Origin of the sequence: Streptomyces spectabilis, from assembly GCF_008704795.1 — a bacterium.
GTDB classification, from domain to species: Bacteria; Actinomycetota; Actinomycetes; order Streptomycetales; family Streptomycetaceae; genus Streptomyces; species Streptomyces spectabilis.
Genome location: NZ_CP023690.1, coordinates 8,440,973 through 8,457,622 on the forward strand (window position 1 = coordinate 8,440,973; position 16,650 = coordinate 8,457,622).

At 71.5% G+C, this 16,650-nt stretch carries 12 protein-coding genes and 2 pseudogenes; 8 read left to right on the plus strand and 6 right to left on the minus strand.

Annotation, left to right across the window (positions count from 1 at the left end; all coding sequences use genetic code 11):
* The first annotated feature begins 28 nt into the window (after positions 1–28).
* Together CP982_RS35905 and CP982_RS35910 are read left to right on the plus strand one after the other, a co-directional pair.
* Complete coding sequence (locus CP982_RS35905) at positions 29–1,837, plus strand: non-ribosomal peptide synthetase (protein WP_150514283.1); 1,809 nt, start codon at positions 29–31, stop codon at positions 1,835–1,837.
* Positions 1,834–5,055, plus strand: a complete 3,222-nt coding sequence (locus CP982_RS35910; RefSeq protein ID WP_150514284.1) for a non-ribosomal peptide synthetase — start codon at positions 1,834–1,836, stop codon at positions 5,053–5,055. Before CP982_RS35905 ends, CP982_RS35910 begins: the two co-directional genes overlap by 4 nt.
* An 87-nt stretch (positions 5,056–5,142) precedes the next feature.
* Here CP982_RS35910 and CP982_RS35915 read toward each other — a convergent pair whose 3' ends face one another.
* The gene (locus CP982_RS35915) at positions 5,143–5,346 is read right to left on the minus strand and encodes an MbtH family protein (RefSeq protein ID WP_150514285.1); all 204 of its coding nucleotides are present in this window, start codon (positions 5,344–5,346) and stop codon (positions 5,143–5,145) included.
* A gap of 158 nt (positions 5,347–5,504) precedes the next feature.
* Between CP982_RS35915 and CP982_RS35920 the strand changes: the two genes are divergently transcribed.
* From CP982_RS35920 to CP982_RS43285, 6 genes and pseudogenes are all read left to right on the plus strand, one after another.
* Positions 5,505–6,989 (plus strand): condensation domain-containing protein, encoded by a 1,485-nt coding sequence (locus CP982_RS35920; protein WP_150514286.1) that lies wholly within the window; start codon positions 5,505–5,507, stop codon positions 6,987–6,989.
* Positions 6,990–7,172: 183 nt separating this feature from the next.
* Positions 7,173–7,937, plus strand: coding sequence for a thioesterase II family protein (locus CP982_RS35925; RefSeq protein ID WP_150514287.1), 765 nt, complete (start codon positions 7,173–7,175; stop codon positions 7,935–7,937).
* Positions 7,927–9,537, plus strand: coding sequence for a condensation domain-containing protein (locus tag CP982_RS35930; protein WP_150514288.1), 1,611 nt, complete (start codon positions 7,927–7,929; stop codon positions 9,535–9,537). Before CP982_RS35925 ends, CP982_RS35930 begins: the two co-directional genes overlap by 11 nt.
* On the plus strand, positions 9,530–10,900 hold the full coding sequence (locus tag CP982_RS41970) for an ATP-grasp domain-containing protein (protein WP_170316564.1): 1,371 nt from the start codon (positions 9,530–9,532) through the stop codon (positions 10,898–10,900). The genes CP982_RS35930 and CP982_RS41970 overlap by 8 nt, the downstream gene beginning before the upstream one ends.
* Positions 10,901–10,962: 62 nt before the next feature.
* Positions 10,963–11,271, plus strand: a pseudogene (locus tag CP982_RS35940) (transposase); the annotation flags it as partial.
* Between the two features lie 1,221 nt (positions 11,272–12,492).
* Positions 12,493–12,639 carry a trypsin-like serine protease gene (locus tag CP982_RS43285; RefSeq protein ID WP_150515899.1) on the plus strand — a complete coding sequence of 49 codons (147 nt, stop codon included), beginning with the start codon at positions 12,493–12,495 and terminating at the stop codon, positions 12,637–12,639.
* A gap of 151 nt (positions 12,640–12,790) precedes the next feature.
* On the opposite strand, the gene CP982_RS35950 is transcribed toward CP982_RS43285, so the two are convergent.
* The 5 genes and pseudogenes from CP982_RS35950 to CP982_RS35970 all read right to left on the minus strand — a co-directional run bounded on the left by CP982_RS35950 (position 12,791) and on the right by CP982_RS35970 (position 16,608).
* A complete protein-coding gene (locus CP982_RS35950; protein ID WP_229878995.1) occupies positions 12,791–12,949 on the minus strand; it encodes a hypothetical protein in 159 nt (52 codons plus the stop codon).
* 509 nt (positions 12,950–13,458) lie between these two features.
* Positions 13,459–14,363: pseudogene (locus CP982_RS35955) on the minus strand (IS701 family transposase); the annotation flags it as partial.
* Positions 14,364–14,393: 30 nt separating this feature from the next.
* Positions 14,394–14,576, minus strand: coding sequence for a hypothetical protein (locus CP982_RS35960; protein ID WP_150514289.1), 183 nt, complete (start codon positions 14,574–14,576; stop codon positions 14,394–14,396).
* A 138-nt stretch (positions 14,577–14,714) separates the two neighbouring features.
* On the minus strand, positions 14,715–15,086 hold the full coding sequence (locus CP982_RS35965) for a hypothetical protein (protein ID WP_150514290.1): 372 nt from the start codon (positions 15,084–15,086) through the stop codon (positions 14,715–14,717).
* A gap of 205 nt (positions 15,087–15,291) precedes the next feature.
* The gene (locus CP982_RS35970; protein WP_212669204.1) at positions 15,292–16,608 is read right to left on the minus strand and encodes an alpha/beta hydrolase family protein; all 1,317 of its coding nucleotides are present in this window, start codon (positions 16,606–16,608) and stop codon (positions 15,292–15,294) included.
* Between the last annotated feature and the right edge of the window lie 42 nt (positions 16,609–16,650).

Sequence of the window (16,650 nt, forward strand, 5' to 3'; positions counted from 1 at the left end):
ACAACGACACGAAGATCTGGAGTGCGCCATGGCACAAGAGCAGCAGGCGGCCCCGAGCCGGTCGGCCCGCACGGTCCTGGAGGGCTTCGACGCCTGGGCCGCCAAGGCCCCCGACGAGCCCGCCGTGATCTCGGACGGCACCGCGCTGAGCTACCGGCAACTGGACGAGGAGGCCGAGGCCCTCGCCCGTGACCTGCGGGCGCTGGGGTGCGGGCCCGAGACCGTGGTCGGGCTGTGCGTCACGCGCGGCACCGGCCTGGCCGTCGCGGTCCTGGGCGTGGTCAAGGCGGGCGCGGCGTACCTGCCGCTGGACCCCGCCCACCCCGCGGCGCGGTCCCGGACGGTCCTTGCCGACGCCGGGGCGCGCCTCGTGGTGACGGACCGGTCGGTGTCGGCCGGTCTGGATGCCGAAGGCTGGGGCAGGACGCCGGTGTACGAGCTGGACGGTGAGCGCCCGGCGCCGACCGTCGCGGACCCGGACGCCTGCCCCGCCGGCGAGGCCGACCAGTTGCTGTACGTCATCTACACCTCGGGCTCCACCGGGCGGCCCAAGGGCATCGCCATGCAGAGCGGGCCGCAGATCACGCTGCTCGACTGGTGCCGGGAGCACTACGCCGAGCGCCCGGTCGCCCTGCAGTACTTCCCCGTGACCGCCGACGTGGCCTTCCTCGAGCTCATGTCCACGTGGTGGCTCGGCGGTTGTGCGGTGGTCGCCACCGAACCGGAGCGCTACGACATCGAGGCCCTGGCCGCCCTGATCGCCCGGCACGCCGTGAGCAAGGTCCTGCTGCCGGTGGTCGCGCTCGACGAGCTCGCCCGGCACAGCAGGAGCGCACCCGACCAGGTGGCCACCCTCCGTGAACTGATCACCACCGGTGACCGGCAGGCGATCACTCCGGCCATCCGTGACCTGTGCGACCAGCACCCCGAGATGTTCCTGGACAACCACTACGGTTCCACCGAGGTGAACGTGGTCACCGCGCCGCGCCTGACGGCACCGGCCGCCGAGTGGCCCGACCACCCGCTGACGGGACGGCCCATGTCCGGCGCGCGGATCTACGTGCTCGACGCGAACCTCTCGCCGGTACCGCCGAACGTCCAGGGCGAGATCTACGTGGGTGGCGGACCGCCCGCCCGCGGCTACGCGGGGCGCCCGGGCCTGACGGCCGCCGCGTTCCTGCCCGACCCCTACGCGGCGGAGCCCGGCGCGCGCATGTACCGCACCGGTGACCTGGGCCGGTGGCGGCCCGGGGGAGTCCTGGAGTACCTGGGCCGGGTCGACTTCCAGCTCAAGCTGCACGGCTACCGCATCGAACCGGGTGAGATCGAGTCGTTGCTGCGCGAGCGCGCGGACGTGGAGCGGGCCGTCGTGCTGCGGATCGGCGAGGGCCAGGACGCCTACCTGGCGGCGTATCTGATCGCCGACGGCGAACCGCCGGCCCCGAGCGAGCTGCGCGAGTACCTCGGCCTTCGGCTGCCCGCGCCCATGGTGCCCAGCACCTACGTCTTCCTGCCGGAGTTCCCGCTCACCGACACCGGAAAGGTGGACCGCAAGGCGCTGCCGCTGCCGGACGGCGGCGGGGCGCAGTGGGTCGCGCCGCGCGACGAGACCGAGCGGGCGGCCGCGGAGGTGCTCGCCCAGGTCCTCGGCCGGGACCGGATCGGCGTCACCGACGACTTCTTCCGCCTGGGCGGGCACTCGCTGTTGGTCACCCAGGTGGTGCACCGGCTGCGCGCCGCGCTCGGGGTGCAGCTCCCGATGCGGGCGGTCTTCGAAGGTCCGACCGCCGCGGCACTGGCCAAGGAAGCGCGCCGGCTGCGCGAGGAGCGCGGATGAAGGAGGGGACGGCGGCGGGGGAGCCGACCGGTCGGCCCGAGCTGTCCTTCGCCCAGGAGCGGCTGTGGTTCCTCGACCAGCTCTCACCGGGGGAGTCCGGCTACCTCACGCCGTTCAGCCGCCGTCTTGACGGCCCGGTGGACGCGGACCTGTTGGAGCGCGCGCTGCGGGCGGTCGCGGAGCGCCATCCGGTGCTGCGGTCACGGATCGACGATGCTTCGGGGACACCGGTTCCCGTGGTCGAGGCGGCCGCGACGGTCCGCCTGGAGCGCGTCGACCTGAGCGGTGCGCCGGACCCGGAGCGCGCCGCCGAGGCCGCCGTGGCGACGATGCTGAACACGCCCATGGACCTGACGGCGGCGCCGTGGCTGCGGGCCGCGCTGTTCACACTGGGCGAGGGCAGCGCCCTCTTCCACGTCCAGGTGCACCACATCGCCTTCGACGGGATCTCCCGGGGCCTGTTCGAGCGGGAGCTGTCGGCGCAGTACCGGGCCCTGGCGGGGGGCCGCCCGGCACTGGAGCCCCCGCCAGGGCAGGACTACGCCGCCCACGCGGCCCGGCAGCGGGCGGCGCTCGGACCCGCCGAGCGCGAGGAGTTGCTGGCCCAGTGGCGCACCGCCCTGGACGGCGCGCCGCACGTGCTCGAGCTGCCCTCGGACCGCCCGCGCCCGGCCAGGCCGGGCCCGCGGGCGGGGCGGGTGGACTTCGTGGTCCCCGAAGAGGTCACCGCCGCCCTGCACCGCGTCGCGCAAGCGCGACGGACGACCCTGTTCTGTGTCGGCCTGGCCGCCTACCAGCATCTGCTCGGCCGGTACGCGGATGCCCGGGACGTGCTGGTGGGGGTGCCGTTCGCGGGCCGCGAGGACCCGGAGACGGAGCAGATCATCGGGTTCTTCACGCACTCCGTGCCGCTGCGCGGGGAGTTGGCCGGGTCACCGTCGCTCGACGCACTGACCCGGCAGGCGCGGGACCGGGTGCTCGAGGCGATGGACCTCCAGGAACTGCCGCTTGAGCAGCTCGTGGACGGGCTCGGCGTGACCCGCGAGGCCAACCGCAATCCGCTGTTCCAGCACTGGTTCGACCTGGCGGACCCGCAGTGGGACCGGCCTGCGCTGATCCTGCCCGGCGTTCGGATCCGGCCGGTCCCGGTCACCGAGACCACCACCCGCTTCGACACCGAACTGCATCTGCGTCCCGCGGGAGCGGGTCTGGCGGGACGGCTCCTGTACTCGGCGGAGCTGTTCGACGAGGAGACGGCCGCGGGCCTTGCCGGACACTATGCCGCGCTGCTCGCCGCGGCGGCCGCGGAGCCGGGGCGACCCCTCGACTCGATCCCGCTCACCGGGGCGGACGAGAGCGCGCGACTGATCGACCTGGGCACCGGGCCTGCCGTGCGGCGCGGCCCGGCGACGGTGGACGCGTACGTGGAGCGCACGGTGGCCCGCGTTCCGGACGAGGTGGCCGTCCGCTCCGGCGAACGGCGGCTGACCTACCGTCAGCTCGACGAGCGGTCACGGCGGATCGCCCGGGCGCTGCGGGAGCACGGGGCCGGGCCCGAGCAGGTGGTCGCGGTCTGTCTGCCGCGCGGGCCCGAGCTGGTCTGCGCCCTGCTGGGCGTCGTGCGGTCGGGGGCGGCCTACGTGCCGGTGGATCCGGAGCTTCCGGCCGAGCGGATCGCGTACCTGCTGCGCGATTCCGGCGCGATGGCGGTGCTCGGGGACGCCGGGGCCGAGAGCCTCACCGAGGTGACCGGGCACCCCCTGGTGCGCGTCGACCACTTCGTGGACGGCGACGGCCCGCACGGCGGGGCGGCGCCGTCGGCGACCGGGACCGGGGCACAGGACCTGCCGACGGCGCTGGATCCCGACCGCCTGCTGTACGTCGTCTACACCTCCGGCTCGACCGGGCTGCCCAAGGGTGTCGGTGTCACCCACCGCTCCTTCACCCGGCTCCTCGACTGGCATCTCGACCGCTACCCCGTGGCGTCGGGAGCGGCCACGGCGCAGACGGCCGGAGTCTCCTTCGACGCCGCGGCCTGGGAGATCTGGCCGGCCCTTGCGGGCGGTTCGCGCCTCGAGGTGTGCTCGGCGGACGAGGTGCGCACCCCGTCGCGCCTGCTCGCGCGCCTGGAGGAGGCGGGCGCGGAGTCGGCTTTCGCGCCCACCGCGTTGGCGGAACTGCTGATCCGCGAGCCGCTCGGGCAGCGGACCGCGCTGCGGCGGCTGCTGACCGGTGGGGATGTGTTCCGGCCGCGTGCCGGGGACGCGCCGGGGGTCGCTGTGGTCAACCACTACGGCCCGACGGAGAACACCGTCGTCGCCACCGCCACCGACGCGCTCACCCGTCCCTGGCCGGGCCGCTCCATCGGTCGGCCGATCGCCGGGGTGCGGGCCTACGTGCTCGATGACCGGCTGCACCTGGTGCCCCGTGGAGTGCGCGGCGAGCTGTGGCTCGGCGGGGCCCTGGTGTCACGCGGCTACCTGGGGCGGCCCGGCCTCACCGCCGAGCGGTTCGTCCCGGATCCGTTCGCCGCGGAGCCGGGGGCGCGGATGTACCGCACCGGGGACCTGGTGCGGTGGTCGGCCGACGGCTCGCTGGAGTTCCGGGGCCGGGCGGACGGGCAGTTGAAGATCAGCGGTTACCGGGTGGAACCGGCCGAGGTCGAGGTGGTGCTGCTGCGCTGCCCGGGCGTGCGGGAGGTGGTCGTGACCGCGGCCGCGGGCCCCGACGGAACCCCGATGCTCGTAGCCCACCTGGTGTGCGACGCTCCCGGCCCGAGCGACGCGGAGCTGCGCTCCCAGCTGCGCCGCCAGGTGCCCTCGTACCTGGTGCCGTCGGTCTTCGTCCGGCTCGACGCGCTGCCGCTGACCGTCACGGGCAAGATCGACCGCCATGCGCTGCCCGCGCCCTCGGAGGGGGCCCGCGCGGCGGTGGCCCCGCGGACCCCGGCCGAGTCGGCGGTGCACGCCCTGTGGCTGGAGGTGCTGCCCGGACGCGCGCCCGGGGTCGAGGACGACTTCTTCGCCGCGGGCGGCACCTCGCTGTCGGCGGCCCGGCTCTCGGTACGGGTCCGGGAGGTCTTCGCGATCGACTTCCCGGTACGTGCGGTATTCGATTTCCGTACCGTCACCGAACAGTGCGTCGCCATCGAAGAACTCGTACTCGAATCCATTTCCACCATGTCCGAGAGTGAAATAGCCGAAGCGCTGAATCACTGACGCGCCCACCGAAAGATACCGCCGCGACCTGATGGTCGCGGCGGTATCGAGAGTGCTCGGGAAACTTCTCAGGAATTCTGAACGCCCTCAGGCCGATGCCTCGGCATACTTCTTCCGTACGCTCAGCGGGGTGATGTCGGTCCAGGTCCGCTCGATGTGAGCCAGGCATTCCGCTCTGCTGCCGGAGACTCCGACAGGGCTCCAGCCTGCGGGTATGTCCATCTCGGAGTCCCAGATCGAGTACTGTTCCTCGTGATTGACAACAATCTGATAGACGCGGTCGTCGGTCATTCAGGAGCCTCCAGAACAAGTTGTGCAGAGCTCTTACCGGCGGTGCAGCCTACTTATCCCGGGGATCAATTGTCGAGGGTTTTGAAATCCCTTGTGCTCCGCGTTCCGGCCGAGTACCGTCCCGATTGCCGGACCATCGATCAAGACTGGAGTCGAATGTGACGGGCAACCTTTCGGACGCCGCCCGCAGGCTTATGGAGCGGCGGCTCGCCGGCCTTTCGGCGCCGGTGGGCAAGGAGCGGGACCCGCGCCCCGAGCGTCCGCCGCTCGCACCGGCCCAGCGCCGACTGTGGTTCATCCACCAGCTCACCCAGGGCAGCCTGGCCTACAACGTGCCGACCGCCTACCGGCTGCGCGGCCCGCTGGACACCGAGGCGCTGGAGCGCGCCGTCCACCTGGTGGTGCGGCGGCACGAGGTGCTGCGCACCTGCTATCCGGCCGACGAGCAGGGCGAGCCGTTCCAGCGCGTCCTGGACACCGACGCCGGCCCGCGGACGCCGGTGGCACGGCACGACCTCACCTCGGCCGCCGACCCGGTCGCCGAGGCCCTGCGGATCGCCGGCAGCGAAGCCGACCACCGGTTCCGCCTCGACGCGGAAGGTCCGCTGCGGCTGTGGCTGGCCACGCTGGGGCCGGACGACCACGTGCTGGGGATCGTGGTGCACCACATCGCCTTCGACCGGGAGTCCTTGGCCGTCCTGGCCGGTGAGCTCTCCGCGGCCTACCGGGCCGAGGCCGCCGCCGGCACCCCCGAACTGCCCCCGCTCGACGCCCAGTACGCCGACTTCGCCCTGTGGCAGAGCGGCCTGACCGGCACGCAGGAGTACGAGAAGGAACTCGGCTACTGGCGCGAGACCCTGGGCCGCCTGGCGCCCGTACTGGAGCTGCCCGCCGATCACCAGCGGCCGAAGGAACCGACCTACCGGGCCGGCGAGGCGGCGATCCACATCGACGCCGAGACCGCCGAACGGCTGCGGGCCCTGTCCACTGAGCGCGGCGCCTCCCTGTTCATGACGTGCCTCGCAGCCTTCCAGGGCCTGCTGTCGCGCTACACCGCGGAGACCGCCCTCGCGGTCGGCTGCCCGGTCAACGGCCGGGCGAAGGTGGCGTACGAGGGGCTCATCGGGTTCTTCGCCAACTCCCTGCCGATCGGCGTCCACCTCGACGACGACCCGGCGTTCGCCGCCATGGTGGACCGGGCGCGCGAGTCGCTCCTTTCGGCGCACGCACACCAGAACGTGCCGTTCGACCGGATCGTGCGGGAGCTGTCGCCCGTACGCGACCTCAGCCGCAACCCGCTGGTCCAGGTCTGGTTCGACCTGGACGCGGGCGACACCGGCACGGCGGCCGACCTCCTGGCCCTGCCCGGGGTGCGGAGCGAGTACTTCACCGAGGGACGGGTGCGGACCCGGTTCGACGCCGAAATGCACCTGGGCGAGCGCGCCGACGGGACGATCACCGGCCGACTGCTGTACGCACAGGACCTGTTCGCGGCCGAGACGGCGAACGGGCTCTGCGAGCACTACGCGAACTTCCTGGCGGCGGTGGCCGCCGACCCGGGGCTGCGGCTTTCGCGCGTGCCGCTCTTCTCCGCGCGCCAGCGGTCCACCCTGCTGGACGACTGGAGCGTGGGCAGCGGTTGACGGGCCGCCGGGCGGCACGGGCGGCGAGCGGAGCCGCTCGGCCAGGAACAGGCCGTACGGCCCGCGCGGACCGTGCCGCCGCGGCCTGACCGCCCGACCAGCACACCGAGACGCCACCTCGCCGCCGCGCTCGCGCACCACAGACGACCGGGCCAAGACCATCCGCCGAGAGGGAAACCGCCGATGACGACCGCCGACGCTCTGCTGCCCTTCTGGGACGACCGACTGCCAGGCGCCCGAGCCACCATGTTCTGCCTGCCGCACTCGGGCGGGGGCGCCTCGGCCTACCGGGAGTGGGTCAGGGCCTCCACCACCCTCGACGTCCAGCCCGTCCAACTGCCGGGGCGCGAGCAGCTGATCGACACGCCCGGCATCGAAAGCATGCCTGAGCTCGCCTCCCTGATCGGCGGGCTGATGGTCGAGAGGGCCCCGCAGCGCTTCGTGCTCTTCGGACACAGCATGGGCGGCGCGATCGCGGCCGAGGTGGCGGCCTGGCTGGAGCGCGGCGGGCATTCCGTGCCCGCGCTCCTGGTCGTCTCGGCCCGCCCGCCGGTGAACCAGGCCCGGCCCGGGCCCGGCGAGAGCGAGGACGAGTGGCTCCTGCGGCGCGTCCTCGCCATGGGCGGAACTCCGGCCGAAGTCCTTGAGGAGCCCGAACTGCGCGAGCTGATCCTCGGGACGTTCCGCGCCGACACGCGCCTGCTGCAGGACTACGTGCCGCGGTTCGGCCGCCTGTCCCTGCCGCTGCTCGCCCTGGGCGGCACCGAGGACGACGTGACCGAGTCCCGCCTCGCCGCCTGGCAGGACCACTTCACCGCGCCGATCCGCATCCGCATGTACCCGGGCGGTCACTTCTATCTGCGCCGGCACCGCGACGCCGTCCTGGCCGCCGTGGAAGAGGCCCTCACCGACACCCCGGCAGGAAAGGAGACGCTCCATGACGCCTGAGCCGACGGCCCACGCGCTCCTCACGATCTTTCAGGAGGAGATCGGGTCCGACCAGATCGGGCCGGACGACGACTTCTACGCGGTCGGCGGGGACTCCCTCATCGCCGTGCGGGTGGTCACGCGCGCGACCGAGCAGGGCATGCCGCTGCGCCTGATCGACCTGCTGATGAACCCGACGGTGGACGAACTCGTGGACCACCTGCGCGCCGCGGCCACCGACGGCGCGGACCCGCGGGAGGCGGCGGCCGCCCCGGCTTACCCGGGCGACTCCCTGGTGGAACCCGAGGACCGGGCGGCCCTGCCCGCGGGCGCACTGGACGCGCTGCCCGCCTCGGCGCTCCAGACCGGTCTGATCTTCCAGTGCGAGATGGCCGAGGACCCGAGCCTCTACCACGACCTGATCGGGCTGCGCGTGACGGCGCCCTACGACGAGGACCTCTTCCGGTCGGCCCTGCGCGAGCTGATGGACCGGCACCCCGCGCTGCGCAGCTCCTTCGATCTGGGCAGCTACTCGGAGTCCCTGCAGGTGTTCTGGGGCGACGTGGCCGAGCCACTGGAGAGCGAGCGCGTGGGCACGGCCGCCGAGGCCGACGCGGCCGTGTCCGCCTGGCGCGACAAACAGCTCTCCACCACCCTGGACTGGGAACAGGCGCCCCTGTTCCGCTGCCATGTGGCCGCCGGTCCCGGCGACACCTTCCGGGTGACCGTGGCCATGCACCATGCGATCATGGACGGCTGGAGCTTCGCCACCGTCGTCGTCGACCTGCTCACCCTCTACGACGCCCACCTGTCCGGCACCGACCACGGACTGCCGGAGCCGCCCGCGGCCGCGGCCGCCGAGTTCGTCCGCCTCGAGCGGGCCGCCGTGGACTCCCCGGAAGCCGCCGCGTTCTGGCGCGCCCAGTGCGATGCGCCGCCGCTGGTGGACCGGGAGCGGTACGGCCGTTCGGCCAACGCCTCCGAGCGGCGGGCCACGGCACTGCCCGCCGGCCTCTTCGCCGACCTGCGCGCCGGGGCCGCGGAGGCACGGGTCCCGCTGAAGAGCCTGCTCCTCGCGGTGCACTGCTGGGCCCTGGGCCGGATGGCGGGCCGCGCCACCGACGTGGTCACCGGCGTGGTGGTCAACGGGCGCCCCGAGCTGCCGGACGCCGACCGGGTCGTCGGGCTCTTCCTCAACACCGTTCCGCTGCGCCTGCCGTCCCTGTCCGGCACCTGGGCCGAACTGGCCCGGACGCTGTGGGAGACGGAGACCGCCGCCGCGCCCCACCAGCGCCATCCCCTCGCGCTGATCGAGGAGAGCGCCGGGCGGCGGTCCTTCGACGTGGCCTTCAACTTCACCGACTTCCACGTCTACCGCCGCGTGTCCCGACTCACCGCCCTCACCGCCGACGGATGGTGGGACCGGGACAAGGCCAGCCACCCGATGTCCTGTGACTTCACCCTCGACTACCCCGGTTTCGGCAGCGGCCTCCTCCTCTCCTTCGACCCGCACCTGGTGACCGAGGAACAGGTGGAGAGGTACGAGGCACTGACCGTCGACGGCCTGCGCGCCGCGGCCCGGGACGTGCACGCGGCCGGGACGGAGCCTCACGATGGGTGAACCGGCACCGCTCGTGGTGGCGTACGACGTGGGCTCCGTCTCCCCGGCTGAGATCGCGGTGGGCGTGGCGGGCCTGGCCCCGGTGGTCTTCCTGCTGCCCCGCTCCCCGCACGTACGCACGCTGCGCCCGGTCCTGGCCGAGCTGGGCCGGGTGGTCCAGTCGACGGGCAGCGCCCAACAGGACGCCGTCCTCGTACGACGGCTCGCCCCGGCGGGGGTGCTCACCTTCTCCGAGAACCTGTTGCGCGTCACGGCCGGTCTCGCCCACGCTCTGGGCCTGCCCCACCACACGCCGGAGGTCGCCGAGGTCCTCACCGACAAGTACCGGCAGCGGCAGCGGTTGCGCGCCGCCGGAGTCGACGCGGTGGCCTGCCACCTGGTGCCGGACGCCGCCGCCTGGGAGGAGGCGCTGGCGGCCGTCGGACTGCCCGCGGTGGTCAAACCGGTACGGGGGCAGGGCAGCCGGGGCACCTTCGCCGTCCACGACCGGGCGGAGGCGGAAAGGCTGCGGTCACGGCTCTTCACCGACCCCGGCGAGTCCTGGGTGGTCGAGCAACTCCTGAGCGGACAGCCGGGCGGGCCCTTCGGCGACTACGTGTCGGTCGAGACCGCGACGGACCCGCACGGCACGCGGGTGCTCGCGGTGACCGGCAAGCACCCGCTGACCCCGCCCTTCCGCGAGACCGGCCAGTTCTGGCCCGCCGCGCTGACCCCCGACCACACCGCTGCCGTGTCGGACTTGGCGGTACGGGCGGTCACCGCACTCGGCGTCACCACCGGCATCTGCCACACGGAGATCAAACTCACCCCGCACGGCCCCCGCATCATCGAGGTCAACGGTCGTCTCGGCGGCCACCTCAACGAACTGTCGCGCCGCGCCTGCGGAGTGGACCTCGTCCGGACGGCCGCGCTCCTCGCCCTCGGCGCCGCCCCGCCGCCCGCTCCGGCACCGCCCGACCGGGTCTTCTTCCAGTTCAACGGCCTGGCCCCGGACAGCCCCTGCCACTTGCGTGCCCTCACCGGCGCCGACGAGATCCGCTCCCTCGAGGGCATCACCGGCTACCGGCCCTACGTCCGCCCCGGCGACCACCTCTCCGGCGGTGTGGGCAGCACCTTCATGGACCTCCTCACCGGCGACGCGCCCGACCACTCCGCGATGGTCGATCTCCTGGACCAGGCCTTGCCCCTTCTCCGCTACGAGTTCACCGACGGCGCCACCACCTGGACCGTGTCCCCACAGCGGGCGCGGACCGACGACACGGCGCAGCGCACTCCGGCGCCGATCACGGACAAGGCGGTGGAGGACGCGAGCGTCACCCCCCGTCCGGATCCACGGCAATCACTGAACAGCGGTCGCGTGTAGAGGCCTTCCGCATCAGGATCAACTCGATGACGCTGGTCTCATCGACGTCACCCAGGTCCGAGCCCGTGGACCGGCGCAAGCCGGGTACCAAGATGCACATCCTGTCGGACGAGAACGGACTGCCCCTTCTCGTCGGCGTCTCGGCCGCCAACGTCCACGACAGCGAAGGACTGAAGCCCATGGTCGAGGGGCACCAAACGCAACACGACTCCTACCGCGGCCGGTGCTTCAAGCCGCAGCGGCTCCCTGCGGACAAGGCATACGACATCCCTCACCTGCGGAAATGGCTTTGGGGAAAGCACATTGGAGTGTGCATTGCCCGCAAGGGCATCGAGTGCAGCGAGCGAATGGGACGTCGCCGCTGGGTGCTGGTCACGGTGCGCGGAGACGGCGACGGGCGGACGGGGGCGCACGACTCGTGCTGACTTGACGGCGTGAAGGGTGGGCGATTCCGTAGCGGGCGACTCACGAGTTGTGGTAGGCCGACGACCCTCGGGCTGTGTGTGGGGAAATCGACACCCCTGTGGGCTGCGGTGCCCACCCGCAGATTGTTGGCCTGCTGGTGGTACGCGCTCGCTAACGTCTCTGGCCTGCAGCTAGCGGGCGGATTTTCGCTTGCGGAGCCGAGTTGGTCCGCTCCTGGTCCGGATCTTGGTGTGCGGTCCGCTGTGCAGACGAAAGGGTCGCGCGGTACCACGTGGCACCGGTAGGCGTGGACGTCGTCTGGCGAGCCACGTGGTTTAGGGCGATGCCGTTTGCGCAGTTCGGGACTTGTGGTGCAGGTGTATCGATGGCGTTCGTGAGACGTGATGACGGAGCCGACGGATCCGGTCCGTGGACGACGGTGGGCCGATCACTGCCGGACCTTGGAAGCCAACGTGTGGAAGTGCTGCACCTGTTCGTCCGCCCCGCCGGAGCGACTCACCCCGCCCGGGACTGACGGGAATTCAGGAAACTGCGCCCGACAGCCGCTTCACCGGGCCGTGAACCGAAACCCTCAACTCCAGTCCTAGGAGGGCCCGTTGGCTCACGAAATCAACGGCCCGCGATACACATGACGTGCACAGAATCCTCGCCGTAGGCGAGCGTAATCACGTCCCACCCGCCACAAGGCTGCCACCCAACCCCGACGATGGGGATGGAACGCAAGCTCATGTATTGCCCAGTCGTCAGTGTCTTGGTATAGCGGATGTAAGGGTTGGTCTATCTCTTGGAGTGAAAATGGGCGCAAATGGGCGCAGAGTCAAGGGGGGCGATATTGTAACTGTCGTACTGGCCTTCCTTGTCGCGTTCGGTGCATTGTCGATCCTGCCCCTCAAGATGGCTGGCGAGGTGGATATACACATCGGCTGGGTTATCTGCATAACCATATGCGGGGCCTTCCTCATGTTCATCGGGATCGACTTAAGTGTGAATGGGTTCGATTCCAGCACGCCCTCCATGTCGAAAGGCAGCGGTTACTCGTGTTCCGGTGATGCGCGCGAGGGAAGTGACTGCCATGGGGTCGGAGGAGATGGGTGCGGCGGGTGCGCCGACGCCGGCTGACCATCAGGAAAATCTCAGCTTGTTTCTATGATTTATGAGCTCAGAGGCTGTGCCCCGGTGACAGCGGCGGCCCCCTCGTCAATTCCCGCGGCCGCCTCATCGGCATCGCCCCCTACGGTAAGACCTGCGCGGTCGGTGCTCCCGACGTCGGCACCAGCACCGCCGCCTACCTCGACTGGATCCGGGCCGTCTAGGCTTGATACTTAACCTCGGGCGGGCTGGGATTCGGCATTGAAGCTTCGTGAGCTGCAGATTCCTCTGGTGTTCCGGCGAATGCCGGGCCACAGCATGCTGGAAGGCATTCGATCACTATGGCGATGGCCTTTGCCTTCGGCGCGTTTGCGGTCATAGAACTGACGCGACCCGTCGCAGCGCCGGATGCTGAACAACACCGGGGATGACGCCCAGACCGGGCATGCTGGTGATCACGTCGAAGGCGTGGTGGTCGCGGAACCGGGCCTCGATGCTCTTGTCGAGCTCGGAGACATGCTGGTTGAGGCTCATCACCTCCTTCGCCGGCGTACGCACCAGCTGGGCGGCCAGCTTCTCGCCGGGCAGGCTGATTCATCGGGCGAGTATGCCGAGCTGATTCGTCCTCCTCAACTGAGCGAGTGCGGTTGATCGGTGGCGACATCCGCTGTTCCGTGCTTCCGCCGCCCTTCCAGGCGGCTTACTCCGTGGGTGGCATCTGGTACTTCACCCGCGATGAAAACAACGACGAGACGATGCTCATCAGCCACCTCGTGGACGACGAGGACAACGTCAGGGCGCCGGTTCACGTGCACGACGCGTTGGTACCCGACGGCATCCTGGCTCTCGCTGTCCAGGGCCCCGCACCGCGCATACGAACGCCCGCTGTCCGGCGGCCTCGTGTATGCCCTGGAGATCTCTCAGATCGATGCCGGGGTTTTCGTCAAGGACTACTACGTCAAGTTGAGCGATACGGATGCGCAGCCAGGTGCGGGTGGGATCGTGGAGCACATGCGCTGCCCCGTACCGGCAGTTCACGGCGGATCAGGCCGAGCGACTGCTCGAGCAGTGCTCTGGAAGCACTCCTCCGCCGCCCACCGGCTGCCCGCAACGCGGACCACCTCGTCCAGCGTGGTGTCGGCCGGGCAGCAGACGATGTAGTAGGAGATCTCCTCGGGCTGGCGGACGCTGCGGCGGGTCAGCACCCAGTGTCGGCGGTCGTCCCGGTGCCAGGGCCGCACCTGCGCCCGGGCCCAGTCATCAACGCGTCGGCCGTGGGCGCCGTCGCCACGCGAGCGGCGCTTCCACCTCTGCCGTGTCAGGACGGGACAGGTCATGGACGGGGTGGTCGATCGCCCAGCGGGTGACCACGGTGTCGTGCCGGGTGGTGGCCATCACGTGGAAGACGTCCGCCTGCTCCAGCTCGAACCGCCCGTCCTTGGAGAAGCCATAGGCGGCATCCGCGGTCATCCAGCCGAACGGACTCCGGTCCGTGATGGCCCGCGGGACCATGGCCTTGGCCAGGGCCGCCTTCGTGGCGAAGCCGACCCCGTTCTGGGAGTTCTCGGTGCGGCCTGCGGTGCCGGAGTACTGCCGCTGCACGCCCGCCGAGCCGGTGCCCTTCTTCAGGAAGCCGGTGTCGTCCACGACCAGCATGGCCTCCTCGTCACCGAGGTTCTCGACCACATAACCGCGCACGTCCTCAAGGACCTCGTCGGCGTCCCACTCGATCCGGTTCGGCGGCCGGTGCAGCCGGTCCGGCCCCGCATGTGCGGCTTCCTCCGCCAGCGTCCAGCCGTTCTTCCGCTCCAGCGGAGCGACCAGCCCGCGCATAGGGGCTCAGCGCCTACTCCTGCGGCTCCGACCTGCTGAACCGGTGCGCGAACCGCTCATGTACCCGCTCCAGCTCACCCGCCCACAGCCTGACATCAGCAACGTCCCCACCCACGAAACCATCGACGACAAACCTGCTCAGCAATCACAGCAGGCACCGTTGCAGCACTCGGCCCGTTCCGACGCTGCCACCGGGCACCGCGATGCCCTCTTGCCCGTTGACCGCCGTGAAGACGCGCACCCGCGCGTTGACGACCACCTGGGGCAGCCAGCGCGGCAGGCTCGCCGCCACCGCCGCGCCGGCCAGGGTCGCCACCCATCGCCTCATCGTCCGTTTCCTCTGCTCTGCGCGCGTCGTCGCAGCGGGGGCAGCGGCGGCGCCTGGTCCGGCATCACGCTCAGGACGCGTTCGCCGTCACCCGCCCCCCTACGCGAAGGACAACCAGTCCGAGGTCAAGGGCCGGGCTCAGCCGGGCCGGCAGTCGGTGGGCCGGACGCTCTGTACGGCGTCCAGCTTGTTGCGCCACTCCCAGTTGGTGCTCCGGTCGCCCGTCCAGATCGTTCGGTAGAGGCATTCACCGGGCCTGACCCAGTCGATGGCATAGACGGTGACGTCGGCGTTCGATTCGAAGGAGGCTGCGTTGTCGTGCAGCGGTGCCGGTACGTCGGCATAGCCCGGCGGCCGGTAGCACCAACTCGCCCCGGCGTAGCCGGGTTCGGTGTAGAAGCAGACGTCCCCCCGTGACCTTTCCGGTGCGGGCGCCGCGGACGCCGGGGCAGCGGCCGACAGGACGGCCGCGGCGATCGCGGCGGCGAGCGGAGCGGTTCGGCGAGACATGTCGGTGGATCCTCCAGGAGTGGTGGCGGGCGCTGTGCACGCTCCCTCTCCCCGCAGGTCATCGCGGCCAAGCACCCCACCCCCCGAAGGGGTGACTAGTCGTACCGCAGCAGCCTCACATGTCTCTCCCCGCAACGGCATCGGGCGTGACGGGCGAGGGGCCACGCACGCGGAGGCTCCGTTCCGACGCACCGCCGCTAGACGGCTATCGGGCGTTGCCCGGCCGGAGTGTCCGGAGTGTGCTGAACCAGCGCACCACCTCTGCCGTCGCCCGCACGTTCGAGCCGAGGTGCCGTGACGTCTGGTGGTCGACGGCACCGAGGTCGACGACCGACACCTCACTGCCGCCGGCGTGGAAGGCCGCGGCGCAGCGGGCCGTGTTCCGGACGGTCGCCTGCTCATCGCCCCGCGCCATGTACAGCCGAGTCGGGGCCTTCACCTTCCAGTCCTTGCACACCCTGTCGGTCACCCGCAGCCCGGCCGCGAGGCCGCCCTTGGGGTGGGCCAGCAGATCGCGCCCGTACGGCGTCAGCAGTTCGTCCAGTGTCCGGGGCAGCGCGCCGAGCATCTGCGGGCCGGTGTGCACGCCGTCGAACAGCTCCGCCACGGCGGGGTCGCGGAACACCTCGTCCGGGTCGTCGTACACGTCGCGGACGCGGTCGAAGGCGACCAGGGTGTACGCGGCGTACACCATGCCCCACCTCGGCTCCAGCTCACCGTCACCCGCGAGCAGCGCCGGGATCTGCGTGCCGCCGAAGTCGTAGGCCCCGCTGACGGGGGCGAGGGCGCCGAGTCCGAAGTGCCGGTCCTCGCCCGCCTGGAGGGCCCGGCCGAGCCCGAGGGCGGCCGATGCGCCCTGGGAGAAGCCGGTGACCAGGATGTCGCGGTCCAGGGTGCGTCCGGTGCGCGGGGCGAACCGGCGTGCGGCCCGGAGCAGATCCAGGGAAGCCGTCGTCTCGGACGGCACATCCATCCAAGGGTGTGTGCCGCGGCCGGTGCCCATGCCGAGGTAGTCGGGTGCGACGGTCGCGAAGCCCGCGGAGGCGTACGAGACGGAGGGGCCGGTCAGGAAGACCTTCCGCTGCATCGAGGGAGCGTCGACGCGGTGGACTCCGGTGCCGTGGGCGAACGAGACGGTGGGAAGGCGCCCGTGGAGGCCGCGCGGGAGGGTGAACAGGCCGCTGGCGGTGGTGGGTCGGCCCTGTGCGTCCACGGTGCGGTAGAGGAGGCGGTACGCGTCCACGCCGTGGCGGGCGGCGCCGGGATCGTAACCGGAGGCGGTGAGTTCGGCTGCGGAGTCCTCGGGCGAGGCGAGGGTGTAGAGCCGCTCGGCGGAGAGCAGGGTGCCGCGCCGGGAGGTGGCGTCGGACGAGGACGCGGCGGACGTCCGTGACGCGGGGCCGGGGTCGGGGCCGGCCCCGGCGACGCCCGCCCCGGCGAGGATCGCGAGGGCGACGGCGACGGCGGTGGTGACTCGGCGGTGACCGTAGCGGCGGCGATACGAGGTTCTGGCGACTGCCATGGTGCGTTCTCCCTCAAGTCCGGCTGATCCACGACGGGTTCA